Here is a 25,244-nt window from a genome sequence, read left to right as displayed (position 1 = left end):
CGGTGGATAAGGAAAACGAAGGCCTCTACGAATACGGGTTTCATGCCGGGAAGTCAAATTCTGAGCGCCCCTAACAAATAATTCTGAGTACTATGGAACACCGATCAGCGTGGGCGCGTCCTCTTCCTCCCACGGACACCCCCCTCCATGGTCATCCAGACCCGAGGAGCGAGCGGCGCAAGGCATATCCTGTCATCCCGTTGAATCTCCACGATGAGTTCATTACGCTTTGGAGAAAATTTCTATTGTGAGATCAGGAAAGCTATCGTATTCTTACGTGCTACATTAGCCCATCACAAGAAAGGACCCTCTATCCATGCGAATTCGTACATTGTGCCTTGCCGCCGGGCTTCTTGTCTTCACCGCGCCGCTACTGGCGGCATCGCAAGATCCAGTCAACGATGACCAGAAAACGTTGTATGCCCTTGGGTTGGCCATCAGTCAATCACTGGGAACCTTTTCCTTGAGTGAGACCGAACTCGATATGGTCAAGAATGGCATGACCGACGGCGTGCTGAAGCGTCCTCCGAAGGCCGATCTCCAGACATTCGGGCCAAAAATTCAACTTCTTCAACAGTCTCGACTGGCTCTTGTCGCCGAGGGTGAAAAGAAGGCCGGTGCTGCATTCTCCGCAAAAGCGGCTTCGGAGAAAGGCTCGACCAAGACCGAGTCGGGCATCGTGATTACCCCCATCAAGCCCGGCACCGGCGCATCACCAAAGGCAACGGATACCGTCAAAGTCCACTATCATGGCACCCTGACCGATGGGACCGTATTCGATAGCTCCGTCAAGCGAGGGGAACCTGCGACATTTCCTCTCGACAAGGTCATCAAGTGTTGGACGGAAGGTGTGCAGCACATCAAGGTCGGAGGGAAAAGCAGGCTGGTTTGCCCGTCCAATCTGGCCTATGGAGACAGCGGATCACCGCCGAACATCAAACCCGGCGCGACCTTGGTATTCGAGGTGGAATTACTCGAAATCCCCAGCAAGTAAAGACGTCGTTGCCGCCTCTGACAAAGAGGCGGCAATCCGTTCATGCATTCGAACCCTTCCACTATCAGCATCCATTTCTCTCCAGGCAGCTGATGCTTGAATCATCGTGAGCGAGATTATTCATCCTGATCGCAGAGAGCCTTCCCCTCCTTCTCCCCTACGTTGGATGATCCTCGGATTACTGTTCGCCATCAGCGTTGTCACCTACATCGACCGAGTCAATATATCCGTCGCCGCCCGCGACATGATGCCGGCCTTGGGGCTCACCGATCAACAGATGGGGTACGTCTTCTCTGCATTCGTCGTCGGATACGCGCTGTTCCAGGTTCCCGGCGGATGGCTCAGCGACCGGTGGGGGATTCGTATCGTCCTGACGATCGCGCTCATCTGGTGGTCTTGCTTTACCGCCTGGACCGCCATGGCGGCAACGTCTTTTCTGGCCGGATCATTGGGAATCGTCGGCGCGCTTGCTCTTGTCCGATTTCTTCTCGGCGTCGGAGAAGCGGCCGCATTGCCGACCTTCAATCGAACCGTCACGGACTGGCTTCCGGCCCATGAGCGAGGTCTGGGCATCGGCACCGCAATAGGTGGCATTGGGATCGGCGCAGCCATCACGCCGCCTCTCACCGCCTGGGTCATGGTCAACTATGGCTGGCAAACGGCATTTTATCTTTCAAGCGGGATCGGCATCGGCCTCGCCGCTATTTGGTGGTTCTTGGCTGCCGACCGTCCAGCAACTCATCCGTGGACAATGCATCGTGTGGCGACCCCTTGCACAACGCCTGCTCCCCCAACACGACCCTCGATTCCTTGGACCACGTTGCGAAACACACCGAGCGTCTGGTGGCTCATGCTGAGTTACGGATGCCTGGGCTATGTCGCGTACGTCTATATGTCCTGGTTCTACCTCTATCTCGTCAATGAGCGCGGCTTCACGGTTTTACGCGGAGGATTGTTTGCGGCCGCCCCCTTCCTCACAATTCTTGTGTCCTGTCCTCTCGGCGGGTGGGTCACCGATCGATTGACGATCAGGCAAGGCGTAACGAAAGGCCGTCAAATCGTAGGCATGGTGGGGATGGGGCTGGCGGCAGGCTCCATCGCGCTGGGTTCGGCGCTGGAATCTCCCTATCTCGCCATCGCCAGCCTATCGTTGGGCGCCGGATGGCTCTACTTCACCATCGGCGCCTATTGGTCTTCGACGAGCGATCTTTCACCGACCCATGCCGGCAGTCTTTCAGGCCTCATGAACATGGGAGCCAATCTCGGTGGGGCCATTTCTCCCACGCTCACGCCGTGGCTCGCTCAACAGTGGGGTTGGTCCGCCTCACTCGGTTTCGCAGCCTTCATGGCCTTCATCGGCGGAATCATGTGGTTACGCATCAAGCCTGGAGATGGACTCGCAAGAGAAGACACTGGGCGCGGAGACTTGAGCGCTGAACACGTGCCATCCATCAATCAGCGCTAAACGCGGTCCTTGTCACCAGGAAGGTCGCCTTGCTACATTCGTAACCATGACACTGCAGTTTCAAAAGAAGGACCCCCGTGTGACGATCGCCACGAGGTTTGGGGAGATCAAGATTCGCCTCTACTCAGACGCGGCACCTCGCCACGTGGAGAACCTTATCAATCTGGTGAAGATGGGATTCTATAACAGCACGACCTTCCACCGGGTTGTGCCTGGGTTCATCATTCAAGGCGGCGATCCTCTGAGCAAACATTCCGACCGTACGCTCCATGGCACCGGAGGACCGGGCTACTTTCTTACACCTGAGCCGAACGATCGCCCGCACAAACGTGGGGCTCTGTCCATGGCGAAAATGCCGCGTGAGAGTAACAGCACGCGCGACTTCAATGATAATGGCTCGCAATTCTTCATCTGCGTGGGAGACAACAGTGGTTTGGATCGGCGCTATACGGTATTCGGAGAGGTCTTTCGCGGGATCGAGGTAGTCGATAAAATTGTCGAGGTCCCCCGCGACGAGCAAGACAATCCATTGGAGCCGATCAGGATCATGATGACCGTGAAAGAATAACGTACGAGATGGAAGGCTATCTGTCTCGATATTCGCCTCACCTATGCCGGCGATACGCGCTTCACGGGCGCATTGATCCCATCGCCCCTCTCATCGCACAGTGAAACCCTGATCGGCGCGTACAAGCCCTGTGTGCGCAAAGGCCAATCCGATGAATGGAACAATCCTTTCAGCCACGATTCCTAAGGCCATACATCTGGCAGCGGAGACGATCAGGACGGGCGGGCTCGTCGCGTTTCCGACCGAAACGGTCTATGGACTCGGCTGCGACGCCATGAACCCCGACGCAGCAGCGAAAGTCTTCGAAGCCAAACAACGCCCGCAGTTTGATCCACTCATCGTGCATATCGCCGATCGAGAACAATTACACATGGTGGTCACGTCTCTCCCCGCGGCCGCTCTACGACTCATAGATGCCTTCTGGCCAGGCCCGTTATCCTTGGTCTTGCCGAAACAGTCGGCTGTCCCGGATCTCGTAACCGCCGGTCTGGCGACCGTTGCAGTCAGAATGCCGAATCATCCGGTGGCGCAAGCGCTTATTCAAGAGGCAGGCACCCCCATCGCCGCTCCCAGCGCCAATCCGTTCGGCTATGTCAGTCCCACGACAGCTCAGCACGTTCTCGAAGGTGTCGGGAAGAAGGTCGATGTGATTTTAGACGGCGGTCCTTGCACACTCGGCGTGGAATCGACGATCGTCTCCCTGGTCGGTGCGCAGCCCGAACTGTTGCGGCCCGGCAGTATCACCCTCGAACAACTCACCGCCGTCATCGGTCTGTTGCGGCGAGCGTCATCCGAACAGGCAACGCCCATTGCGCCCGGGCAACTGACACGGCATTACGCAACACAGACTCCCGTAACAATCTTACCTTCCGCCGGAGCCAGAGCCGACGGTGGACGGGATGAACGCCCAGGTTTGTTGATTTTCTCGCAAGCGAGTGAGAGCGACACCCGCTTCGCCGCTGTTGAAGTTCTCTCTCCGACCGGTGATCTTCGTGAAGCGGCGCGCAATCTCTTCGCCGCGCTCCGGCGTCTGGATGCCTTGGGCCTCGATCGGATCTATGCAGAACCTTGCAAAGAAGAAGGGCTGGGGCTCGCCATTATGGATCGTCTGCGCCGCTGCGCCGCGCGTTGACGGAAAATTGCTTTTCCTACCTCTCGGAACGAACGCTCCCTATGTTTCTCTTTCCTCATGCTGACGTCCGCTGGAACAGGAGCTTGGCAATCGTGACACGGTTCTTGTCGAAAATCGCAATCACGATCACCGCATAGGAGAGAAGTCGTATCAGGTAAACGAGCGGTTCGGATTCGCTATTTGTGAGGTGCCCGGCCAACACCAGACGACTCACGCACGAGAGGACGAAGGACCAGGCAAAAAAGACGAAGAACCGGTCTCGTGTCACCCTCCAATAGTGAAGAAAAAATAACGCCAAGACAAGATCACCCATCACGAGGGCTCCGAGCAAGAATTCATTCAACGCCATCGACTCAAGCATGGGCAAGGTGCCTCATTTCGATTCGGAAATCAGCCCGAACAACAGCAGGCCATGCGCCGCCAACGAGATGGTATGCCGGATGACACTCAAGTCCGTCATGGGAAAGACCAGCTTATCAGTCATCAAGAAAAGGTTATTGATTGTGATGACGACGAAGAACAACCCGCTCCAGAACAACAACCGATACCGGCTTTCTCCATAGGCACGCAACAGTAGCCAGGCACAGAGACCGGCGGTCATGGCACAGAGCGCATAGATGAACGAGGCCATCACTCTTCCTTGGAAAGGAATTTGAACGCGTCGGCAAACTGCTCCATCCGCATCTGCGCCTTGACATGTATGAGATTCGATACCGGCACCAGGTGCTTGGAGTAGTAGTAAGCGAGTCGATCCACCATTTCACGTAGCTCTCCTGTGTCCGGCTTGTACCGATAGACCGGTTTCGACTTCTCCTGCTTGCACACCAGCAAACCTTGCCGGCGCAGCCCGTCCAGCACTGACGCGCAGTCCTCCTCGGAGATATACAACCGGCCCGACACCGGTTTGCACTCCCACCAGGTATCCGGGCTTTGCCGCAACAGCAGCACCGCTTCCAACTGGCCGATGGAATCGATACGATCGATGATAAACTGGGCGACTTCTTGTGGGATGACCGAGGTGTCCATGCGTTGTGTCAGGACATGCGTTCTTGTTCGGCAATTCCGGCTTGCCGGTCTTGCGGACAGCAAGCATGGATGGCAAAGGATACCTTCTCCACCACTATCTCCTTCGTGACATACCCGGCAGTCCACACCATCCTCATATCCCCGATATCAGCATCGGACGACAGTGGATTCGAAGCGAACTGACCATAGCGAGGAGTTTGTAGTACATACGCTGAGGCGGAGATCCTCCTCAACTAGGAAATCACCTAGTAGCTGGAGGGGCAACAGCCATTTCCACAGGCGTAGCCAGAGCCTCTCTAAAGGTTGGTTACTTGGCAAGTCCGAGTGACTTGAGCGCTGATCGGGCAGCCGTGCGTGCTTTGATGCCGGGGTTAAGGAGCACTCCCGGATCGGCATGGGTTCCGATTTCCGATACCCGCTTACAGTGCCGAATCACGTCATTCAGAGACGCGACACCCTCATCCCGGCCCGGGTGCGAGCTTGACAGCTGCTTGATAAGAGACTCGGCGTAACGGGTGGCCTCCCCGCAGTGATGGAGAATCGCCTTCGCATCCCCCATTCCGCCATGCGCGATCATCTCTTCCACATTCACCTTCAGACTGTCCCCCGCTTCTTGTAAGCTTTGATCTGGCTGGGCAGCCAAGACAGTCATCCCATCGTTCGTCGGAACACTGCCCACGATGAGACCACAGAGCACGATGACCGGCAGTATGCCTGACCTGTATTTTGAACATAGCCTCATAACCGGCCCTAATACCGCCCCTTCGGCTCAAGTGTGACGGAGGTGAGATCCCGATAGAGGCGATGAAAACCCTCTGTGCTCAATTCGGGATCCCGCAGCTTGGCAAGGGCGCCCTCAGTGATGGGATACTCGACGGTGTCATCATAGTTCGACGAGGCGATCGTAATGAACCGGGGAGGAAACAGTCTCTCCGGCAGCAAGATGCCGACACCCACATTGTACTTGAGGGCCAGCCGTATCGCCTCTCGCGCCTTATCGGCCGGTACGTCTCGACCAAGCCCGATGTTCTGGGGTGGCTGACCCATACGGGCGAACTGGAAGTGAACGTTCAGAAGCCCTGCTTGCGCAAACTCCTGTTTGAGCTCTGCTTCCCGAGTTCGATACTGATAGGCCAGTACCACCTCGATCCGGCTCACCGCCGGTGCCGGTGGAGTTTCACCGAAGGCCGGTATCATGGCAGGAAAGCCTGCCATGACCGTGAGCATCAAACTGATCAGATATCGGCGCAGACGCATGGAGTATTATTTGGCGGCAAAGGTAAATTCTACCGAAGCGCTCCCTCCGGCGGCCACGGTAAATTCCTGCTCTTGTTCCCCAAGTGTCGGGTGCCAGGCTTTGATCCGGTAGGTTCCGGCCGGGAGATCACGAATATCAAACGTGCCCTCTCCGCCTGTGACGGCATAGTAGGGATTATCGACCCCGAGCCCATGCCCCTGCATGTACGGATGCATTCCGCATTGCATGATGACCCCACGACGGTCCCCGGTGAAACGGATGACGTCCTGAGTTCCGGCCTTGGTCAGAGCCGGACGGTGAAACATGATAAAGACATGCTCACGGTCACGTTCATAGATCTGCAAGTCATGGGCAACGGAATCAAGGTTTTGTACCGTCAGAGGATGCTGATCCCGCATGACGGACACGAAGGGCACGAATTGACAGATATTCGCCTCCAGCTTCGTTTCCTCGAGATCAAACGGCTTCCCCTTGGTAATGCCATGGATCGTCACGATCACATCCTTGAGTCCGCCCTGTGAGCCCACGATCACTTCGCGAAGCAGACGATCGCCTGATCCATCCGATAGGGCGCCACAATACGCTTGGTCCGGATAGCGACCAAGTTTGAAGACAAATGGATCAGGCAACGTACCGCTGAAGTGGATCATCCCTTTGACCGCCCCTCCATCAACCACTGCCATGGATTCATACGCGGAGGCCTGCTCAGCAGCACCAATGCCGACCGCGAGCGCCTGCAGCATTATGCCGAGAAAGCAGGACACGAAGCCACGAGTGAAGCATCTCATAGGTATGCTCCTGTCAAAAACACACTGGGGAGCTATAGCTCCCCAGTGGTATCAAGTCAGATAGGTTTCTCACAAAAGTGGCGTACGTGCTGTTCAGCACGTACGCCGCCCGATCTCACTTACTGTCCATTCAGCGACGTCGGTGAAGCTTTTCCCTCGCCGAGCAATTGCTCCGCCGTCTTGGCCGGCGGAATCTGCGGCATCAACGGCTTGATCCGTTGATCATCGACTGGCAGGACCTTAAACAGACCCCACTGTCCCGCATTGGCATGTGCCGGCCGCTGATTTTTCCACAGATAGTCGCCCACGATCCTGTTCGGACCACCGGCTCCACCCGTGAGGTAGGCGTTGATAACCTCGGATCCGCCGAACTCCATGGTGCTCACCTGGTCGGCACCCTGCATGTAGGGCTCGTGCGGCCACTCATGGCCATCAACGGTAAACAACTGCACTTGCTCGCTGAACGCGCCCAACACGTGAATGGCCACCGGGTCTCCGACGTGTGCCTGCAACAACGGGGTTGAAGGTGTATCACCCGCTTTGACACAACTGAAGACCTCGGCTACCTCACACCCCTTTTCGATCCGCCAGGCAGTCGGTTCAGACCGGTAGTTGACCGCGGTGATCCCGGCTACCTGTTGAATGTAGGGCATGAAGCTGACGCCGACGATATTATCCTCATCCTGGAACATCAACGAGAAATCCCGGTAGTTCTTCCGATTGTCGTTTCCCGGAATTGTCCGATCCACCAGGACATCGACGCGCCAACTGCTTTTCATCGTCACGTCATCTCCGGTCACCGGATCCCGATATCGTGAACCCTTTGGACCGACGATGATGGAGCCGAACAACCCGTTCCGTGGGTTCTCAACCACGTTCCCCCAGTCCTGAATGAGGGCAGCGAGTTCACCATACTCCGGATGGGCATAATAGGTGTACGTCTTGCTCTCGCCTGGGCCGACGGTTTGATCACCGGGATTGTTGCCCACATTGGCGCCGAACGAGTCCTTCGGGTTGAACGCCATCATATCGACGTGGAACCCGGCTCGCTCTTTCGCCATTTCATTCTTCAGATTGATTTTCATGCAATCGCCGACATTCACGTGCAGGGTCAGTGGGCTCGGCTTCAATTCTCCGGCCTTGACCCGTCCGCGATCGCCGTCGAGCACATACATCTTGCCCTGTTCATTGCCGAAGACCATCTTGCGCTCGAGATCGACTTCCATGACCCCCGGCGCCCCATCATGGTACCGGAGCTGTTGATCGATCGCCGACACGTTGAAGGTCTTCACCGGCGCATCTGCCGGACAAACCGATGGAGCAGACTTCTGAATCTGCTCACGGCCCGGCAACGGCTTCAGGTCACCTTGCAATTCATCGAAGACACGGAAAATACCCCAACTACCTTCTGCGAAGTGTGATGCGCGGCCACTGTAGTAGAGATAGTCACCCGCCTGCTTCTGGGGTCCGCCGGCGGCTGGAATGGCCGGATCATAGCGCTCACCGATCGCCAGATGGATGGTGCTGCGCGGCATGGCGGTCGTGCCATACCGTTCCATCGGAAACCAGTGACCTGTCACGTGCCACGTATGCACCTCATTGGCAGAACCGACCAGCGCACGCACCAGAATCGGATCGCCAAGGTAGGCACGCAACAATGGAGTGCCCGGGTCCCCGTGAATTCCGGACACGAACAACTTTGATGGGTCCGGATCGTTGGCAAGACGCACGCTCAACGGCTCGACACGCATACTGTAGCCGCTGCCCGTGGTCGCTTCTCCCCCGTTCAGGAACCACATCGCTGATTTATTGATTCTCTCTGGGAACTGATGCGAAGGCGGCCCATCGACCGTCACCACATTCATTTTTGCCTGCGGATTGTCGGTCAAGATCAATTCCGCCGACCTCGCATTACTGTCCATAATGTGCATCATGACTTCACGGAAACTGCCACGGATATGGGCAGAGACCGGTTCAAGCGTATGAATATCAGCAACGGGGCCGCTGCGGATTTCCTTGCCGGTCACCGGGTCATGATAGGTAGACCGAGGCGGCTCGGTAATGAATGCCGAGAACAACCCATGTCCCCATGTATCAGTGCCGAATACGTGGTCATGCCAGTACACGGTGCCTATATCAGCATCGACGTACCACCGCTCACGAATGAACTCCACGCTGGCGATGTCGTTCTTCTTATGCCCATACTTCAACGGGGCATCAAAGGTGATCGTCTTGCCGTTGATGGCCTTGATCCGGACCACTTCGAAGTACTTCGGATCGTCCATCCCCACGCCAAGCTCGGTATTGAGATGAAACTTTGATGGATCGGCGACCGTGATGCTGCGCGCGCCGGCCTTGCTGTCCGCCGTCAACACGGTATTTGCCGGCAACGGCATCCCCTTCTCCGGCTCCGGATCCTTCAGCATCGTGAACGCCCGCAACGACATGTCGTACGAGAATCCGATGGTCGGACCATCGGAGGCACTCGTATCGAACTGGAAGAAGTGCGGATGGAGGTTGATCTTATTGGCCCATCCCGTCCGCGCATCATCCGGAATTTCATTTTTGAAGATAACGTCCACGCAATCGTAGACGTTTCCGCGGATCACCAGCGGAACCTGCTTCGCCGGGGTCTTCCTGACTTCCGCTTCTTCCTCGTGCAACACATAAATCATGCCGATCGGATCGACGATCGCCGGTGATTTAGGCGTAGCCGGCTTGAGAGTAATCGGCAGGATGATGGAGTGCGTGGTATAGAACTTCCGCGGAGAATTCTCCGGACAGAGGCTCCATGGGCCCTGTTCTCCAGGCCTGGCCGGTTCGGTGCTCTTCGTTCCGTCTTCCCTCACATGGAACGGCTCCAACCAAGGAGCGCCGCCATGATTGGGGGCAAACGGCGGCCGCTTCCCAAGATGTGGCCGTAGCCATGGGAAGGCCAGCTTTCCTGTTTGCGGATCGAAGGTGATCGGCGGCCGTTTCAGGGGCGTCGGTGAGGCATAATCCGCCCACCTGTGAGGAGTCTCCGGCTCATTGAGCGCCAGATTTCCTTCCCACTTCCAGTTGATGACCGTCGCATCATGTGCCTTGGCCTGCTTCACTTGGTCTTCCGACTTGCCGGGAAGGCCTTGCGGCGGCAACATGTACTCCACCCAATCCTTGATGGAGACCTTCACCGGATTGGACTTCCAATCGGTCTTGTCCTTGGTGATCTCGTACTTCTTCCCGCCATACCAATCTACGGTCGTACCGACCAGCTTATCGGAACTGACGGCGGGCTTGATTTTGCCTTTTCGATCCGGCAGCTCGACCAGCGGCTTCATCACGTCGGTCTGGAACCCCGGCGTCTGCAAGGTGTTGTACACCCGCCAGAATCCCCACATGCCTGTGACATAGTGCTGCGGAATATGGCAGTGGAACACGAACTCCCCGGCCAACGCTTGCAACCCGCCTGATCCGCCCTCGATCACTTCGTCATAAATTTCGGACGGCCCGATCGACTGCACATCCAGGCGATCGGAGGTGTCATTGATCATTGGGAACTTGACCGGACCATTCTTGGACAAGGTCGGATCCAGCTTGCTGGTTCCCGGCTGTCTGGCCCAACGGATCGACCCACCGTGAAGATGGTGGGAATGCACGATCTCCGATCCCCCGACCATGCGATACTTCGCCGGATCACCCAAGTATGAACGCGGAATGGTGGTGGCCGGATCCCCGAAGGAATACGATCCATAGCCCTGCGACTCATCGGCAAAGCCGACTAAATGCGCCTGAAGCTCCAGCCGTGTGCCGTGCGGTTCGCTCCGATAGTTGAGCAAGCGCGCCGCCGGACGATAGGTATCGGTATGCGCATCCCGCTGGGGCAACATGTCTCCCTTGCGGTTCAACAACCGGAACGTCTCATCACCGGCCTCATGATAGAAAATCACGAACTCGCGGAAGTCCGACCCTTTTTCGAGATCGATCATGGCTTCCCAACCGCTGCTCATTTCCTCGCCCGTAAACGGACTCAGATAACGAGCCCCGCGTTGCTCGATCACGAGCGAACCCAGCAATCCCAGAGAATACTGTTCCCTGGATGCATGGCTGTGAAACGCACGTCCGCCCTCTTGGAGGTCGGTCGGAACGTACCATTCAAACTCGCCGGTCTTGCCCGTGGCCACCAACGCATCCGGGTTATTGGCCGTCGCCGGTCTGCCCGTGCTGGCGACCAGCATTTGCGACCCGTTGATGATCATGTTCGTCGGCTCACCCTCGATCTGATTCCGGAGAGTGATCCGCAGACAATCGCCCTGGTTGGCTCGGATGACCAGCGGCTGAATCAAATCGCCCTGCAAACCGTTCGAAACTGCGCCTTCCGAAAAAGTTTCATCTTCGCTCTCACGCGCCGCGCGGTTCTTGGTCTCTTCTTCACGCACTCCGGCGACATTTTCGGTCAAGGCATACATGTAACCCGGATAAAAATCGCCGAACCGGTTGACCGTGATCTCGATATTCATCGCCGTGACGTCATACTTCCGAACAGGCGCGTGCGCCGGACATCGCATGCCCTGCGTCACCTTGACCTTGTCGGGGTCCTCGGCAACCAGCAGCACGCCCTGCTGCATGGCATGGGAACCGGCCCCCTGGAATGGCCCCTTCGTCTGCACCTGCCGTTCGATTTGCTCGACGGCTTTCGACATCTTATCCATCAACACTGGACCGGCTTGCGCACTGACCGGCGTTGCCACATCTGCCTGGGGATCTGCAGCCACGTGTGCATCGTGCGACATGATCGCACCGGCCGGTAGCACCCCAGCCAATACCAGGCTGGGCGCCAGCCCATACAGCGCTGATCGAACACATCTTGTTAAGACACCCATACGTTCAGCCTCCTCTTTACAACCTTAAACCTACCCAATTAATTTGATTGGCTACCGCCTGATGGTATTTATAGAAGTCTGGTGGAGCCCGATTTTCACCGGAGGGTCCTCAGGAGGTCGGTCCTTTCGTTCCCATTTCCCCACCAGACAGGTCAGATATCGAAATCACACACCACTGCCCCATTGAATCCATAAAGTATTGAGCAAATTCTATTCCCATGTTTCGCACTGGACAATCATGCAATATACAGGGGTTTTTCAACAGGACTTCATTCTACTGAACATTGAATGGGGCGAGCACGCCCCACAAATCAATTGAAATGACTGAACTAGCTAATTATAAAGACCATTTATCTGGGCATGAAATATTGCGAATGGGGCTCCGTTGCCCCATCTTGTTAGAGCTGGGCGGTTGATCGCCGCTGCCTAGAACGAACCGCGCAGACCGTGCTTCTTCACCATTCGCTCAACTGTCTTGCGATCCACACCCGCTTCACGCGCCGCTCGACCCATATGCCCATCGTTGCGTTTGAGAAGTTCTAATAGGAACTCTCGCTCGAAAGATTCGACAGCTTGCTGTTTCGCCTGTTTGAATGACGCAGCTTCTGATTGCACGACCTCCTTCCCCGTCGATTCCAGAAGCCGTTCGGGCAGATGCGCGCTCGTGACGATGGCTCCATCGACCAATACCGCGGCCCGTTCCATGACATTTTGCAACTCTCGCACATTGCCGGGCCAGGAATAGCGCATCAAGATGTCAGCTGCAGAGGGATCGATGGTCGGAACCGCGCCGTCAGCGGGTCGCATTCGTTGGACAAACCGCGTGAGAAATTCGTTGGCGAGAAGCAAAATGTCTTCATTTCGTGATCGAAGAGGCGGAAGTACGATAGGAAGAACGTTTAACCGATAGTAAAGATCTTGCCGGAATAGTCCCCTGCCGCATAATTCTTCGAGATCCTGATTCGAAGCCGCGATCACGCGAACATCGACGGGCGTCAGGCGGATACCACCTACACGCCGTACATGCCTTTCCTGTAACACCCGCAGGAGTCGAGCTTGAAGACTGGCAGTCATCCCGCTGACTTCATCAAGGAAAATCGTTCCTCCGTCCGCCGCCTCAAACAGGCCGGGCTTTGCGACATGTGCTCCGGTAAATGCCCCTTTCTCATGGCCAAAGAGTTCCGACTCCAAGAGAGAGTCATGCAGAGAAGCACAATCCAACGGAACAAACGGCCGGTCAACGCGAAGACTTGCCGCATGAATGGAACGGGCGACCATCTCTTTTCCCGTTCCACTTTCTCCATATACCAATACGTTTGAATCGGTCGGTGCTACCTTTTTGATCAACGCGAGAACCCTGCGCATGACCGAGCTGTTCCCGACCAACTGCCCGGCGCCGTCCGCCCCATAGAGAGACGCACGTTCGGACAATGTACCGATGCGAGGGAATGCCGCAGCCGCCCCGTTCGACGATTCAGACTCGAAAGCGCGCTGGGCAACACGCACGATATCCTCGCCGGTAAAGGGCTTCGTAATGTAATCGAATGCTCCGTACCGCATTGCCATTACCGCCGTCTCAACCGTCGCGTGGGCCGTCAACAATACCACCTGGACAGCTGGATCCTTCCGTTTGGCGGCAGCCAACACCTCAATTCCATCGAACTTGGGCATCCGTAGATCCGTCAGAATGAGGCCAGGATGTTCGCAGTCGATGAGGCGTAAGGCCTCTGTCGGATCTGAAGAGACCACGCACTCGAATGACACACGGCTCAGAATTCTTCGACAATTTTCAAGCGCTTCTATTTCATCGTCGACTATGAGAATTTTCCCTGGGATTCCCATATCCCTTCCTCCTCAACCGCGGCACTGAACCCCGCAGCAGGCAACAAAACTGAAAACAGTGCTCCTGCCTTCCGATTCTTGACTTCGATTCTTCCATGATGGTCGGAAACGATCCCGTACGCGAGAAACAGTCCAAGACCTGTTCCTTGTCCGACCGGCTTCGTACTAAAGAACGGGTCGAAGACCCGATCGATAATCTCGCTTGGAATCCCTGGGCCGTTATCAGACACTGTCACTTCGACCCAAGATTTACCTTCCATCTGCATCGCTTTTGTCTGAATGGTCACAATACCGAGTAGGTCGGAGGCACTCACTGCGTCAATGGCGTTATTGATCAAATTAAGTACGACCGACTCCAGTCGGTCTCGATCGCCCATAACAGGAGGAAGCGAGGAAGCCAACACACGATCGAGTCGAATGGAATGTGCTGATATTCGTTCATCCGCAATAGCAAGGCAGGAACAGACAATGCCGTTAACGTCAACCGGCTTGAGAGTGGAAACCGTGCCGCGTGAAAACGTCAAGATACTTTTGGTCACTCTCAAAATCCGTTCCGCTTGTACCCTGACCGTCACCAGATCACGCTGAACCTGCGCCGGGATCGGCGCACGAGTGGCATCTGCCTCCATACATTCAATACGATTTAAGATAATGCCGAGAGGATTGTTGATCTCGTGTGCAATTCCACTGGCAACTTTGCCCAACGTCGCGAGCCGTTCGGCCAGCTCGAGGCTGCGCATATGTTTGGTGATTTCCTGCGTTTTTTCATCCACACGACGAGCCAACTCCATATTAAGCCCTTCCAACTCTGCGCGTGACGCCTGCAGCCGGTCGGCCATGCGGTGAACTGCGGCAGCGAGCTCTTCAAATTCATCGCCCGTAGGGATCTGAAGCGGACGATCATAGGTCCCCTGGCTGATGGCCTCGACACCGGCTTGGAGAATTTGAATCGGATGGGCAATGCGTGCCGCAACATATCGTCCAAGCGCCAACAGAAGCCCAAGCATGACAAGCCCGATCATCGCAAGATTCCTCAATTGGTCGCGGATCGGCGCATAACTTTCCGCCGGCTGCTGCCGGACAAACACATGCCAAGGATTGTCCGGCAGTCGAAGTTGGGAAACCGGAGCATAACCTACCACCGTATCGGTGGCCCCGTGTCCATCATCCTCGGCAATTCCCCAACCAGGCTCCGAAGAAACAATCATCGCCATCAGTTGGCTCGGTATCCGATGCGCTTGTCTCGGCAGAATAGGGCACACAAGGGGGTTCCCGGCTGCGTCGAAGAGCATGGCATGGCCGGTCTGCCCGATATGGATTTCCTTAATCATGGCTAGGAGGGTATCAAATCGATACGAAGCCTTGACCGCTCCGATGACGACCCGTTGCCTTTCGTCAAGAATGGGCACGGCAATATCAATCGTTTCTTCAGATGTCCGAAACGCCCCCTCTTGCGCTGCAATCAAACCACTGACATATGTCTGATCACCGTTCCCAACCGCGACAGCTTTCCACCATGGTTCATCACCGAAATAAAATTGACCAGGATCAGAACTTGCCGCTACTAGAGAGCCATATTGATCGACAATCAGCAGACCGACGACTTTATCCCCTCCCCGAACTTTCATTTCCACCAGAAATCTGGATAGTTCCGAATCCAACAGCTGTCCGCCGCTCTCTCCCCCGTTCTGCCACATTCTGGTTCGTTCTTCGATTACACGCTGGACACTGTTTTTTTGCATGAGCATGAGATTGAGATAGGAGCGATTGGCAGCTTCAACAGGCTGACGAACCCGCAGTGGAGTGGATCCGAGCAACCGGACAGCTTGCACTTCACCCTGAACCAGCATCGTGACACGATCAGCTGCTTGGATGGCTACCGCCTGAAGATTTCCTCCGATGACATCGCGAAGAGACCGCATTCCCGACACATACGCGAGAACGAGTCCGATCAACAGCGGGATACATCCTACAAGAACAATGGCCAGCACGATTCGTCCGCGAATAGTCCGAATTCCCATCGGCGCCTCTTAAGATAATCCCGTATTTTACGCGTCGGGGCCACGAAAACTCCAGGGGCCTGGACGAGGAAAGCAGACCGGCAATCGCCTCGGCGAAGTACACATGAACGGTCACCATGGCCATTCCACCTTGGCTGCGCTGATACGACCGGAGACACTGATATAGACAATGCCGCGTCGACCGACTCGGTCGGGGTGCCTTCAAGCTAAAGAGCGCTGTCTCGTAGCTCTCAAAACAAATGCGCAGTGGGAAAGCGGGTGACTGTGTTTCGTACGACCACATAGCAATCGCGATGCGGGTCTTTGTCCGGATGTCTTGGCCGTTGGCGTTCAACCAACCCGTCAGCGGGCGCTTACTTTGTCCCACCTCCCAAAATGACGTGAAAGGTCAGATCAACATCGACCCGTCGTACCTTGACCGCTACCTCTTGGCCTGGGCGCGTACGCTCGATCAGATAATTTTTCAGCTGGGCGCCATCAAGGATCTCTGTGCCTTCGATTGCCAGTAAGATGTCATGTCTCTGAATGCCGGCCGACTTTGCCGGCTCATCGATATCCTTGACGGCTAGACGCAACTTCGTTCCATCCTTTACCGTACTCATATGGATGCCCAGCCTAGAGAAGGCAAGCGGTTTTCCTGCAAGAACGGCATCGACGATACGTTCCACCAGATTCCCCGGAATGGCAAACGTCATACGACTGCAATGGGTCTGATTCTCCTCTTTGTCTGTTTGGATTACAGCATGCAGAATCCCCACTATTTCTCCTTGCACATTAAACAGCCCTCCTCCTGAATTCCCACTGCAAGCCGAAAGATCGGCCTGGAGTAGTCGCGTATCGACTGTGTGCAAAAAGGCGTTGATATTTCCCAATCGCCCAAACGCCAGGGTCGGTCCCCAGCCGAGCGGATAGCCAACCGTGAAAATCTCGATGCCGGGTGAAATTTCCCTTGGGGAAAATGACGCTTCCGCCTGCAGTTTGAAACGATGGGGTGCGGGAATCCGATAGACGACGACGTCCATGAATGCGCTGTCACCCACGAGATCGGCAGGCAGCTCATGCAGATCATGCGTTAGAATGAAGATGTGCTTTTGAACGTTCATACCCGTCGAGAGATCGTGTTTCTCCACGGCATGCCTTGCCGTAATCACATAGCCGTCTCGGAAGTGAAATCCGGTTCCTCGGACGACAACTTTGGCAGACCGCTCCGGCGATCGCGGATCTTGGGTGTCCGCCAGAATTCCGACCGTCACCTGTCTCGCTCGAAGCAATGTGTCCTGGCTAAATGGTACCGTCTCGGCTCTCACCGTAAAGGCCTGCGTCATCGTGACGATCCAGATGCCGAACAGGGACAAACGCACAAAGCGAGTGCCTATACCATGATGGCTGCTCATTCGATGCTCCTTTCGAAGGCGATTCATACCCGAACAGCTGGCAATTTCACGACGTGGTGCTTACTCGGAAGCGTGGCGGCATGGCTCATATCACCCAATGCAATCTGGTTAACGCTATAACGGGGTTGCCCTATGCGGTTCTTCAATACCATGTCGCCGTAGCCCTTCATCTCAGCCACAGAATCATCTATAGACAATGCGCAAGTACGAGTGCCACTCGTTACCCCATTCGTTTTATGCAGGACGGTGACCACGTTCGTGAGCCATCGACATCAAGTTGGAAGTTCTGTTAATGGAAGCCTAGTATAACCCGCTGGACAAAGATGTGATGAAAGACCGTTGCACGAGGCCGATGATCGCTCTTTGGCTCTTTCTGATCATGACATGTCCCGCTATGGCACAATCTGATTCCGAACTCTCACCGGAACTGAGGACGCGTTTGGATCGGATCGCCAGACTGGCGAGGCCGTCGCCGATGGTGGAGATCCCGGCGGGGCTGTTTTTAATCGGAAGCAAGAGGATCGATAATGATCCCTATGGAAAGTGGACACAGTTCGATGATACGGAACTCCCTCAGCAACGAGTCTGGTTAGATTCTTACGAGATAGACAGCCAAGAGGCAAGTCTTGGAGAATACCTCTCCTATTTGCAGAAGCACAAGCTTTCTCCTTCCAATGAACTACAGAAGCTGATCTGGCACCTCATTACCGTCCATTTCGTCCAGGATGAAACCATGGCCAGGTGGCCTGCGCTCTATGTCACATGGGCTGAGGCAGACAGCCTTTGCACGGAGAAGCGTGCAAGGCTTCCGACGGAAGCCGAATGGGAAAAAGCAGCGCGAGGGTTAGAGGGGAGCCTTTACCCATGGGGGGAAGCCTTACCCACCTCCAAGCTTGCGATGTTCGGACAGCATCACATGCATGAAATTCCCATTCTTGCAGCGGTAGATTCTCACAACGAAGGTAACAGCCCTTATGGCCTTCACCATATGGCGGGAAACATCGCCGAATGGGTGCAGGATTGGTTTGGGTTCGATTACTATGCCTACATGCCTGCTCGCAATCCCCCAGGCCCATCCTCTGGCCGCTATAAAAGCGTGCGCGGAGGTTCCTGGAAGAGTAACCGGATCATGCTCCGCACGGCGACCAGGGGCGGAGCGGCTCCAGATCAGCGTTCTGCGACAATTGGATTCCGGTGCGCGCGATCGCTCGGGACCGCTTCCCCCTAGCCCTCGCTCATTGCATGAAAAGCACGGGGCAGAGCGGGCTTCCCAAGCTGTCTCATGACTCCAGAGGAAAATGAACCGTCCCTATGATAGTATTTCTGCCGATGAAACCGCATTGGTCGATTATTCTATGTATCTGGATCTCGCTCGCGCCCTGGCAGCCGGCATCCGCACTGGAATTTACCGCAGATCAAGTGACCAAGATCGATGGCAAATCGCGCATGGCATATATTTACTATCGCGATGCAATGTGGCGCATTGAACATCGAACCACAGGGCCGGTCAACGTGAGCATTGTGCGAAAGGACAAGCGAATTGTCTGGCTGCTGCTCTCAAGAATGAAGCACTTCAAGACTATTCCGTATGACCCCGATCAGGACCTCAGAGTCAGCGAGCGGTTGGAAGGAGAGATTTCGCGTGAAGAAATCGGCACGGAAGAGCGAGAAGGGCATCCTACCATCCTTTATGAAGTCACGACGAAACACGGCGAATATATGGAGCAGTATTACCAATGGCTTGCCACCGATATTTATTTTCCGATGAAGCTGGCAAAAAAGGACGGGAGCTGGATCGTGGAATATCAGCACGTAAAAATGCGCTCGGTCTCAGACTATCTTTTCACTCTACCGGTCAACTTCCAACCATTGGAAGCGTTCGATGCACCAGCGCTGGAGCGGTCCCGGCCCGGCCTGTAATATACGTATCTCAAGCCAGAAGGAGGATGGGCCGTGCGAGTTTCAGGAATCATTGTGAGCGCTGTACTGATGGGTGGAATTGTCGTAAGTGCGGCGTCTGCCTTGGACGTTGCCGATGTCATTCGACAATGGACTCCGGAAGGGAGAAAGCTTGCTGAAGAACGGGCAAAGCTGCCGGCTCATGACGATATGGTCCTAATCCCGGCCGGGGAGTTCGTCATGGGAAGCGACAAGAAGACGGATAGGAATGCCTATCAAGCGGAAACCCCACAGCGAAAGGTGTATTTGGAAGCCTACGAGATCGATAGATTTGAGGTCACGACCGTACAATTTTTGAAATTTGTTCTTGCGCATGATCTGCCGCCTCTCATCGATTGGCAATATGACGGGGGGAACTTCCAAGAAACGATGTCGAACCATCCCGTCATGCACGTTTCATGGGCTGATGCCGACGCCTACTGCACGTGGGCAGGTAAGCGACTGCCGACCGAGGCCGAATGGGAAAAGGCCGCGCGCGGAGAGGATGGACGTATCTATCCCTGGGGTAATCAAATGGCTGGATTGTCTCGGGCGAACTTCGGACGGACCGGCTTGTCAGGTCCCGTACGGGATCGCCCAGAACGATTGCTACTCTACCCGCCCATCATTTCCGTGGATAAGTATGAGAATGCATTGAGTCCGTACGGCGCGTTTCAGATGTCCGGCAATGTGGCCGAGTGGGTTGCCGACTGGTATGACTCGAAGTATTATGCGACGGCACCCGACAAGGATCCGAAGGGACCGCCAAAGGGAACACAGCGGAGTTTCCGAGGCGGTAGCTGGATCGACAGCACCCCAAGCGTACGAGTGGCGCAACGCAACGGGACAGACCCGAACACTAAAATGAATTGGCTAGGATTCCGTTGCGCGCGAGATGCGAAAGCCACAGCAGATTCCCGGGACTGAGCAACGGCTTCAACGTCCGCCAAGAACCTACCCGGCTCAGAAACGACGGCGCGGCACGGCTTTCGACTGTTGAAACAGGAGTCTGCCTATGCGCCGGAAAATCGGGGATCCTGACAGAGATCCATCATCTATTGAATGAAACATCGGCTGCGCAACGAAAGCCTGTAGACTCATTACGAACCAACGGATCGCTTTCTACGCGGGTAAAGATGCGGACAGTAGGCGTTTCATTTTGCCATCCGGCGCCACGAATGACCTTCTTTGATCCCCTATCCGGACCTGTTGGGTTCTTCTTTGGGCTCTGCTCATAGTACTGAGCATCATACCAATCGTTGACCCATTCCCAGACGTTCCCGGCCATATCATAGATTCCGTACGGGCTCTTTCCGGCCTCATAACTCCCGACAGGCATGAGGGTCTTCTCCCCAATCCATCGTTGATTGTAATTGAGGTGCTTGGCTGTCGGTTCTACATTACCCCAGGGGAACCGCCTATCGGATGGGCCTTTGGCGGCCTTCTCCCATTCCGCTTCCGTCGGGAGTCGTTTGTTGGCCCATTTACAGTAGGCATCCGCGTCAAACCAATCGACGTTGATCACAGGCCGCTCCGCAATGGATTCGGTGATGCTGTTACCTTGCCAAAGACTTCGTGATGGGTTCGTTGGGTTCTGGGGCACGCGATGCCCTGTGGATTTGACGAACTCCAGGTAGAGACCGTTTGTCACTTCGAATTTGTCGATCACAAAGGTGTCCACAAACACCTCATGCCGCGGATATTCGTCCCTCCCCCCATCCCGATCTCCCGAGGGGACGCCCATTGGAAATGGGCCGGCGGGAACCACAATCATCGGCGCACCATCTTTACCGGTTGGCCACTCCCGTGGATCCTGAGCTACTCGTTCGTCGGCAAATGAAATGGCTCCGCAGAATGCAATGCTCCACCATACTGAAAGCATCACAGGTCTCACAAACATCGAAATACTCTCCTTCCAGTAAGTCAAACAAAATACATCGTATCAAACTTGCTTCTTGAGGCCTATAGCGACGCTGAACGCGCCTTTGCGCTTATTGATCTGAGGCCATGACGGACAACAGCGTACCTCCGGCCGTTGCCCGTACGGCGTCATCCTCATCGCGCAGACTCTGTGCGAGGAGTGGAATCGCCTCTGCGCCTTCTAATTTTGCCATCGATTTGATCGCCGCAATCCTCACGCGAGGCACCGTATCTTGAATCAGAACTGTTAAGGCAGATCGAGCCGGTGCGCGATTGGATTCCTCAGCATGGCCCAACGCTCTTGCTGTGGCGGCACGAACAGCCGGCTCTTTCATGTTAACGAGAGACTGAACTGAAGCCGCTACGATTTCATACCGTACGCCCCGTGCCAGAAGCGCGCCAATGACGAAGGCTCTGACCGCAGAGTCATGGTCGTCGAGCGCCTTGGTCAATGACGATCGCGCGTCCACATCATTTATCTGCCCCAGACTAACCGCGGCGGCAATTCGCACAGGAGGGAGTGGATCTTTCAGAAGTCGAGTCAGCACAGCGACGGCTTCCGCTGAGGGGCTATGGCCAAGCCCTGTCGCGGCAGCACGACGCACCGATGGTTGTTGGTGTTCGCTCGCCTCCAGGAGTACCGATAAAACCTGGGCTCCGTCGCGCTCGACTAATGCGCGAATCGCCGACGTTCGTTCATCTGGGTTGGGCGCTCTTGCGGACTGCAGGAGCATGTCGCACCCCTTCGGAGGTTTCAGATGGCAGAGAGCCTCAGCCGCAGCGACTCGCACCCGCACCTCGGGATCCTTCAGTGCCGGTTCGACAAGCGGGATGACCGATGTATCACTGGATTTTGAAAATCCCTTGAGTACCGCTTCTTTTACCAACACCGCCGGATCATCCAGGGCCCCTCGGAATTTGACTGAACGGCGTCCAGCGTCCAGTTTGGCAAGCCCTTCGGCGGCCAGAGCCCTGACAAGACCGGAATCGTCACCGAGTCCATCCTCCAAGAAAGGGATTGAGGCGGGATTCTGCCATTCCTTCAAAGCTGTATAGGCTGCCCCACGCATCTGCTCCCGCATATCTTTTGTAAGGACGACAACGAACCCAAGTGCGATCTCGTGAAGGATCTGCCGATCATCCTGCCTTAGCCTCTGCTTGAGTTTGTCATACTCGGTAAGGGCATCCTTGGGATGATCGAGTTTCAGCAACGTGCGGATTTTGAGCCGACGAGCATCCGGTACGGAAGCTTGCTCCGTGTCCAGCTTGCTGACTTCTTCAAGTGCCTTCTGGTACTCTCCGTTCTCGTAGAGCGTCTGGATCTGCTGGATGCCTGATACCCTCTCCCCATAAGTCGTTCCAACGAAAGGAATAAACCACGTCAACGTGAACAAGACGAGCAGCGCTTGCCGAATAGCCACTTCGTTCATCCGCGCGCTCTCTCACCTTTGGCCGGCGTGCTCGGATGCCTTCTGTACCCCGGTGGTTCATCGAAGTACACGCTCGGCTGCGGAGAAACCCGCAATCGCTCGTACTCAAAGGACCAGTCACGGTCTTGACTGACCAACTTGAGGACAACGCCGGTCTCCTCGTCGACCGATTCGTAGAATCTCTCAATTTGCCCATTGCGATCCGCTTGAACATGGAACACCCGCGCGTTGCGACCTGCCACCATGGTGTCACCAATGGCTGTCCTGCTTGTTTCTCCAATCAATTCAGGATGGGTCGTGAAAACATCGCCCGTCAACGGCACCACCAACAACTGTTTCTGTTGAGGCAGGAGATACCATACCTCTGCTAAGTCCGGTCGGATAATCTGTATCGTTGCGAACCCGAGTTCAGTTCGAATGGCATACTTGTACTCCACTCGCAGCCGGTCACCTTTTGCGAATACTTGAGCCCGATAGGTCTTGCCGTTGACTCGTTTGACGAGCGTACCTGAAAATTGAGGCTCAAGGGGAAGAGTATTGCCGCCCTCTACAATCGAGATTGGCAAACACAACGCGGTGACCGTGACGAAAGCGAGAAGTACCGACCTACCGCTCCTTTCTGCAGCACCTAAAACCATCGGCGGTCAATGCTGATGCTCGACTAACGGTTGGATATCGATAGAATGCCCTAAAGACTCCAGGCCAAAGCGGGGATTATCCATGACCTTGTATAGGGTTCTACTTCCTTTAGGAGCGGGCACGGCAATCTGTTCGATGAGTGTTCCATTCGGCTGCACCACAACCGACTTCGATATTCCAGGTCCTGTCTGTGGATGCCATACCACCAATTGATACGTGCCGGGGGGAATGCCATCGATGGAAAACTTCCCTTCGGGATCGGTCAGGGCATAATAGGGATTGTTCACAGCCATGGCCCAGCTTTCCATATACGCGTGAAATCCGCATTGCATGTAAAAAGTACGCCGGCCCTTGTTCAAATAAATCGGCCCGACCAGTGATTTCCCCGGGGCATGATTATGAATCGCATGAAGATCTCCCCGCCTGTGCTGGTGGTTCATGATGAGAGGCGTATTAAACAACACCCGAGTTCCCGCTTCCAAGGAGGTCTCATAGCCCTGAATGTCGTGCATGACAGGATCCATATTGATGACCTCGACAGCATGCCCGTTCCGAACGATCGTCATAAAAGGCTGGAACTTGCAATCGCGAGCCTCGATCAACGGAACAGACACCTCAAACGCTTTCCCGGCTTCAACACCTTCCAGAAGCACGATGGCATCTTTCAGTCCTCCCTGCTGACCGACGACGAAGTCATGCAGCAACCGCCATCCACGCCCGTTGGAGATGCGACCACAATATGCAGGGTCCGGAAAGGTAATGAGATTGAACCCTTTCGGTTGAGGCACTGCTCCAGCCAGTGTGATCGTGCCTGTTATCGTTCCCCCATGCTCAACCTCCACAACGTCATATGAATGACTTGGTACCACTCCCAGTAACAGGGTCAGGCCCCCGATTCCAAGAACACAGAATAGACTCCTTATGCTCAATTTGTTCTCCTCGTCCCGCGGCTTATTCAGTGACTCTGCTTGTGAATCATCGGCTCGATTTCTTTCTTCGTGTCTTCGGTTACGCTAAACCGACTGTATGCATGGTCCAACACCTCATTGGCATAGAGCCGCCCTGTCGGGGCCAAGACCGCAAGTTGAGTGTCTACCGTTTCATTCGGGCCGATCGTCACGGTCTGCTCGGTCGTGCTCCGTATATAGGGATGCCAGACGACCAGTTTGTAAGTCCCTGGAGGTACGTCAGTGAGGGTGAACCGCCCCTCTTCGTCCGTCTTAGCAAAGTATGGGTTGGTGACGGCCACTCCCCAACTTTCCATGTACGCGTGAAATCCACACTGCATCACGAATACGCGCCTCCCCTTGCTCAAGTTGACGAACTGCTTCATTGGCGCACCAGCCATATGCTTGTGATACATCCCGGCGTCACTGCGGTCCTTAAAATTTCGCGGATGCGCCGGATTCATCGGGAGAGGAACGTTGAATAACACGCGTGGACCCAAATGTGACGTCTCGTAAGCCTGAATATCATGCATGACCGGATCCATGTTGATGACCGTCACCGATTGGTTGTCCCGGACAACCGTCGTGAATGGAACGAAGAGACAATCTCTTGCCTCAATATACTGGACATTCTCATCCCCGAAGCGCTTACCTTTCTCAACATCTTCCAGGTATACCAAAACGTCTCGAAACTTACCCTCTGGCCCGACATTAAAAGGTTGCAAGATACGCCAGCCTTCGCCGTCGGAAATGCGCCCGCAATAGAACGCGTCCGGTAACGTCGTGAGGTTATAACCTTTTGGCTTGGGAACTTGCCCATCCAGCTTCACCACACCTGTCAGGGTACCACCATCCGAGACCGTCACCTCCTTATAGGCATGAGCCGACGAACACAAACCTATCGTCGCCACCGCTGTTAAGAGACACTGTGTTACCTTCATTGGTCTGCTCCTCCTACTATCGAAAGTTGTGGGAGTCGGACATTCGATTCCTGATTATACCGACTTCCACCCGCGATTA

Annotated in this window: 22 protein-coding genes; 7 read left to right on the top strand and 15 right to left on the bottom strand. The window is 55.3% G+C overall.

The window, feature by feature from the left end:
• Positions 1-316: 316 nt before the first annotated feature.
• The 4 genes from H8K04_08785 to H8K04_08770 all read left to right on the top strand — a co-directional run bounded on the left by H8K04_08785 (position 317) and on the right by H8K04_08770 (position 4,159).
• Positions 317-994 (top strand): FKBP-type peptidyl-prolyl cis-trans isomerase, encoded by a 678-nt coding sequence (locus tag H8K04_08785; GenBank protein ID UVT17608.1) that lies wholly within the window; start codon positions 317-319, stop codon positions 992-994.
• Positions 995-1,100: 106 nt separating this feature from the next.
• On the top strand, positions 1,101-2,459 hold the full coding sequence (locus tag H8K04_08780; GenBank protein ID UVT17607.1) for an MFS transporter: 1,359 nt from the start codon (positions 1,101-1,103) through the stop codon (positions 2,457-2,459).
• A 46-nt stretch (positions 2,460-2,505) separates the two neighbouring features.
• Positions 2,506-3,027, top strand: coding sequence for a peptidylprolyl isomerase (locus H8K04_08775; protein UVT17606.1), 522 nt, complete (start codon positions 2,506-2,508; stop codon positions 3,025-3,027).
• A gap of 151 nt (positions 3,028-3,178) precedes the next feature.
• On the top strand, positions 3,179-4,159 hold the full coding sequence (locus H8K04_08770; protein UVT17605.1) for a threonylcarbamoyl-AMP synthase: 981 nt from the start codon (positions 3,179-3,181) through the stop codon (positions 4,157-4,159).
• Positions 4,160-4,214: 55 nt separating this feature from the next.
• Here H8K04_08770 and H8K04_08765 read toward each other — a convergent pair whose 3' ends face one another.
• The 10 genes from H8K04_08765 to H8K04_08720 form a co-directional block, all read right to left on the bottom strand.
• Positions 4,215-4,508: a hypothetical protein gene (locus tag H8K04_08765; protein ID UVT17922.1), complete on the bottom strand. Its 294-nt coding sequence runs from the start codon at positions 4,506-4,508 to the stop codon at positions 4,215-4,217.
• 24 nt (positions 4,509-4,532) lie between these two features.
• Positions 4,533-4,790: a hypothetical protein gene (locus H8K04_08760; protein UVT17604.1), complete on the bottom strand. Its 258-nt coding sequence runs from the start codon at positions 4,788-4,790 to the stop codon at positions 4,533-4,535.
• Positions 4,790-5,185, bottom strand: coding sequence for a hypothetical protein (locus H8K04_08755; protein UVT17603.1), 396 nt, complete (start codon positions 5,183-5,185; stop codon positions 4,790-4,792). Before H8K04_08755 ends, H8K04_08760 begins: the two co-directional genes overlap by 1 nt.
• A 307-nt stretch (positions 5,186-5,492) precedes the next feature.
• Complete coding sequence (locus tag H8K04_08750) at positions 5,493-5,837, bottom strand: hypothetical protein (protein UVT17602.1); 345 nt, start codon at positions 5,835-5,837, stop codon at positions 5,493-5,495.
• A gap of 98 nt (positions 5,838-5,935) precedes the next feature.
• Positions 5,936-6,442, bottom strand: coding sequence for a hypothetical protein (locus tag H8K04_08745; GenBank protein ID UVT17601.1), 507 nt, complete (start codon positions 6,440-6,442; stop codon positions 5,936-5,938).
• Between the two features lie 6 nt (positions 6,443-6,448).
• On the bottom strand, positions 6,449-7,231 hold the full coding sequence (locus H8K04_08740; protein UVT17600.1) for a carboxypeptidase regulatory-like domain-containing protein: 783 nt from the start codon (positions 7,229-7,231) through the stop codon (positions 6,449-6,451).
• Between the two features lie 119 nt (positions 7,232-7,350).
• Entirely contained in the window at positions 7,351-12,093 is a 4,743-nt protein-coding gene (locus H8K04_08735; protein ID UVT17599.1) for a multicopper oxidase domain-containing protein, read from the bottom strand.
• Positions 12,094-12,519: 426 nt separating this feature from the next.
• The gene (locus H8K04_08730) at positions 12,520-13,935 is read right to left on the bottom strand and encodes a sigma-54-dependent Fis family transcriptional regulator (protein UVT17598.1); all 1,416 of its coding nucleotides are present in this window, start codon (positions 13,933-13,935) and stop codon (positions 12,520-12,522) included.
• Positions 13,908-15,956 (bottom strand): HAMP domain-containing protein, encoded by a 2,049-nt coding sequence (locus H8K04_08725; GenBank protein UVT17597.1) that lies wholly within the window; start codon positions 15,954-15,956, stop codon positions 13,908-13,910. Before H8K04_08725 ends, H8K04_08730 begins: the two co-directional genes overlap by 28 nt.
• A gap of 353 nt (positions 15,957-16,309) precedes the next feature.
• Positions 16,310-17,350, bottom strand: coding sequence for a serine protease (locus H8K04_08720; protein UVT17596.1), 1,041 nt, complete (start codon positions 17,348-17,350; stop codon positions 16,310-16,312).
• 352 nt (positions 17,351-17,702) lie between these two features.
• Here H8K04_08720 and H8K04_08715 point away from each other — a divergent pair, with 352 nt between their 5' ends.
• From H8K04_08715 to H8K04_08705, 3 genes are all read left to right on the top strand, one after another.
• Positions 17,703-18,578 (top strand): SUMF1/EgtB/PvdO family nonheme iron enzyme, encoded by an 876-nt coding sequence (locus H8K04_08715; protein ID UVT17595.1) that lies wholly within the window; start codon positions 17,703-17,705, stop codon positions 18,576-18,578.
• 83 nt (positions 18,579-18,661) lie between these two features.
• Positions 18,662-19,270 carry a hypothetical protein gene (locus tag H8K04_08710; GenBank protein UVT17594.1) on the top strand — a complete coding sequence of 203 codons (609 nt, stop codon included), beginning with the start codon at positions 18,662-18,664 and terminating at the stop codon, positions 19,268-19,270.
• Between the two features lie 69 nt (positions 19,271-19,339).
• Positions 19,340-20,215 (top strand): SUMF1/EgtB/PvdO family nonheme iron enzyme, encoded by an 876-nt coding sequence (locus tag H8K04_08705; GenBank protein ID UVT17921.1) that lies wholly within the window; start codon positions 19,340-19,342, stop codon positions 20,213-20,215.
• 124 nt (positions 20,216-20,339) lie between these two features.
• Here the strand turns inward: H8K04_08705 and H8K04_08700 are convergent, their stop codons facing one another.
• The 5 genes from H8K04_08700 to H8K04_08680 form a co-directional block, all read right to left on the bottom strand.
• Positions 20,340-21,188, bottom strand: coding sequence for a formylglycine-generating enzyme family protein (locus H8K04_08700; protein ID UVT17593.1), 849 nt, complete (start codon positions 21,186-21,188; stop codon positions 20,340-20,342).
• A 91-nt stretch (positions 21,189-21,279) separates the two neighbouring features.
• Positions 21,280-22,638, bottom strand: coding sequence for a HEAT repeat domain-containing protein (locus H8K04_08695; GenBank protein ID UVT17592.1), 1,359 nt, complete (start codon positions 22,636-22,638; stop codon positions 21,280-21,282).
• Positions 22,635-23,204 (bottom strand): hypothetical protein, encoded by a 570-nt coding sequence (locus tag H8K04_08690; GenBank protein UVT17591.1) that lies wholly within the window; start codon positions 23,202-23,204, stop codon positions 22,635-22,637. Before H8K04_08690 ends, H8K04_08695 begins: the two co-directional genes overlap by 4 nt.
• A gap of 78 nt (positions 23,205-23,282) precedes the next feature.
• Positions 23,283-24,206, bottom strand: a complete 924-nt coding sequence (locus tag H8K04_08685) for a carboxypeptidase regulatory-like domain-containing protein (GenBank protein ID UVT17590.1) — start codon at positions 24,204-24,206, stop codon at positions 23,283-23,285.
• Between the two features lie 26 nt (positions 24,207-24,232).
• Positions 24,233-25,165, bottom strand: a complete 933-nt coding sequence (locus tag H8K04_08680) for a carboxypeptidase regulatory-like domain-containing protein (GenBank protein UVT17589.1) — start codon at positions 25,163-25,165, stop codon at positions 24,233-24,235.
• Positions 25,166-25,244 lie beyond the last annotated feature (79 nt).

It is taken from the genome of Nitrospira sp. (genome assembly GCA_024760525.1).
GTDB lineage: Bacteria > Nitrospirota > Nitrospiria > Nitrospirales > Nitrospiraceae > Nitrospira_D.
This window is presented reverse-complemented; position numbering and strand designations above follow the sequence as displayed.

Excerpts from the sequence above, each read along its gene's own strand:
- H8K04_08785 (UVT17608.1), top strand. The coding sequence starts at position 317 with ATGCGAATTCGTACATTGTGCCTTGCCGCCGGGCTTCTTGTCTTCACC.
- H8K04_08775 (UVT17606.1), top strand. The coding sequence starts at position 2,506 with ATGACACTGCAGTTTCAAAAGAAGGACCCCCGTGTGACGATCGCCACG.
- H8K04_08770 (UVT17605.1), top strand. The coding sequence starts at position 3,179 with ATGAATGGAACAATCCTTTCAGCCACGATTCCTAAGGCCATACATCTG.
- H8K04_08765 (UVT17922.1), bottom strand. The coding sequence starts at position 4,508 with ATGGCGTTGAATGAATTCTTGCTCGGAGCCCTCGTGATGGGTGATCTT.
- H8K04_08760 (UVT17604.1), bottom strand. The coding sequence starts at position 4,790 with ATGGCCTCGTTCATCTATGCGCTCTGTGCCATGACCGCCGGTCTCTGT.
- H8K04_08755 (UVT17603.1), bottom strand. The coding sequence starts at position 5,185 with ATGGACACCTCGGTCATCCCACAAGAAGTCGCCCAGTTTATCATCGAT.
- H8K04_08750 (UVT17602.1), bottom strand. The coding sequence starts at position 5,837 with ATGACTGTCTTGGCTGCCCAGCCAGATCAAAGCTTACAAGAAGCGGGG.
- H8K04_08745 (UVT17601.1), bottom strand. The coding sequence starts at position 6,442 with ATGCGTCTGCGCCGATATCTGATCAGTTTGATGCTCACGGTCATGGCA.
- H8K04_08740 (UVT17600.1), bottom strand. The coding sequence starts at position 7,231 with ATGAGATGCTTCACTCGTGGCTTCGTGTCCTGCTTTCTCGGCATAATG.
- H8K04_08735 (UVT17599.1), bottom strand. The coding sequence starts at position 12,093 with ATGGGTGTCTTAACAAGATGTGTTCGATCAGCGCTGTATGGGCTGGCG.
- H8K04_08730 (UVT17598.1), bottom strand. The coding sequence starts at position 13,935 with ATGGGAATCCCAGGGAAAATTCTCATAGTCGACGATGAAATAGAAGCG.
- H8K04_08725 (UVT17597.1), bottom strand. The coding sequence starts at position 15,956 with ATGGGAATTCGGACTATTCGCGGACGAATCGTGCTGGCCATTGTTCTT.
- H8K04_08720 (UVT17596.1), bottom strand. The coding sequence starts at position 17,350 with ATGAGCAGCCATCATGGTATAGGCACTCGCTTTGTGCGTTTGTCCCTG.
- H8K04_08715 (UVT17595.1), top strand. The coding sequence starts at position 17,703 with ATGATCGCTCTTTGGCTCTTTCTGATCATGACATGTCCCGCTATGGCA.
- H8K04_08710 (UVT17594.1), top strand. The coding sequence starts at position 18,662 with ATGATAGTATTTCTGCCGATGAAACCGCATTGGTCGATTATTCTATGT.
- H8K04_08705 (UVT17921.1), top strand. The coding sequence starts at position 19,340 with ATGGGTGGAATTGTCGTAAGTGCGGCGTCTGCCTTGGACGTTGCCGAT.
- H8K04_08700 (UVT17593.1), bottom strand. The coding sequence starts at position 21,188 with ATGTTTGTGAGACCTGTGATGCTTTCAGTATGGTGGAGCATTGCATTC.
- H8K04_08695 (UVT17592.1), bottom strand. The coding sequence starts at position 22,638 with ATGAACGAAGTGGCTATTCGGCAAGCGCTGCTCGTCTTGTTCACGTTG.
- H8K04_08680 (UVT17589.1), bottom strand. The coding sequence starts at position 25,165 with ATGAAGGTAACACAGTGTCTCTTAACAGCGGTGGCGACGATAGGTTTG.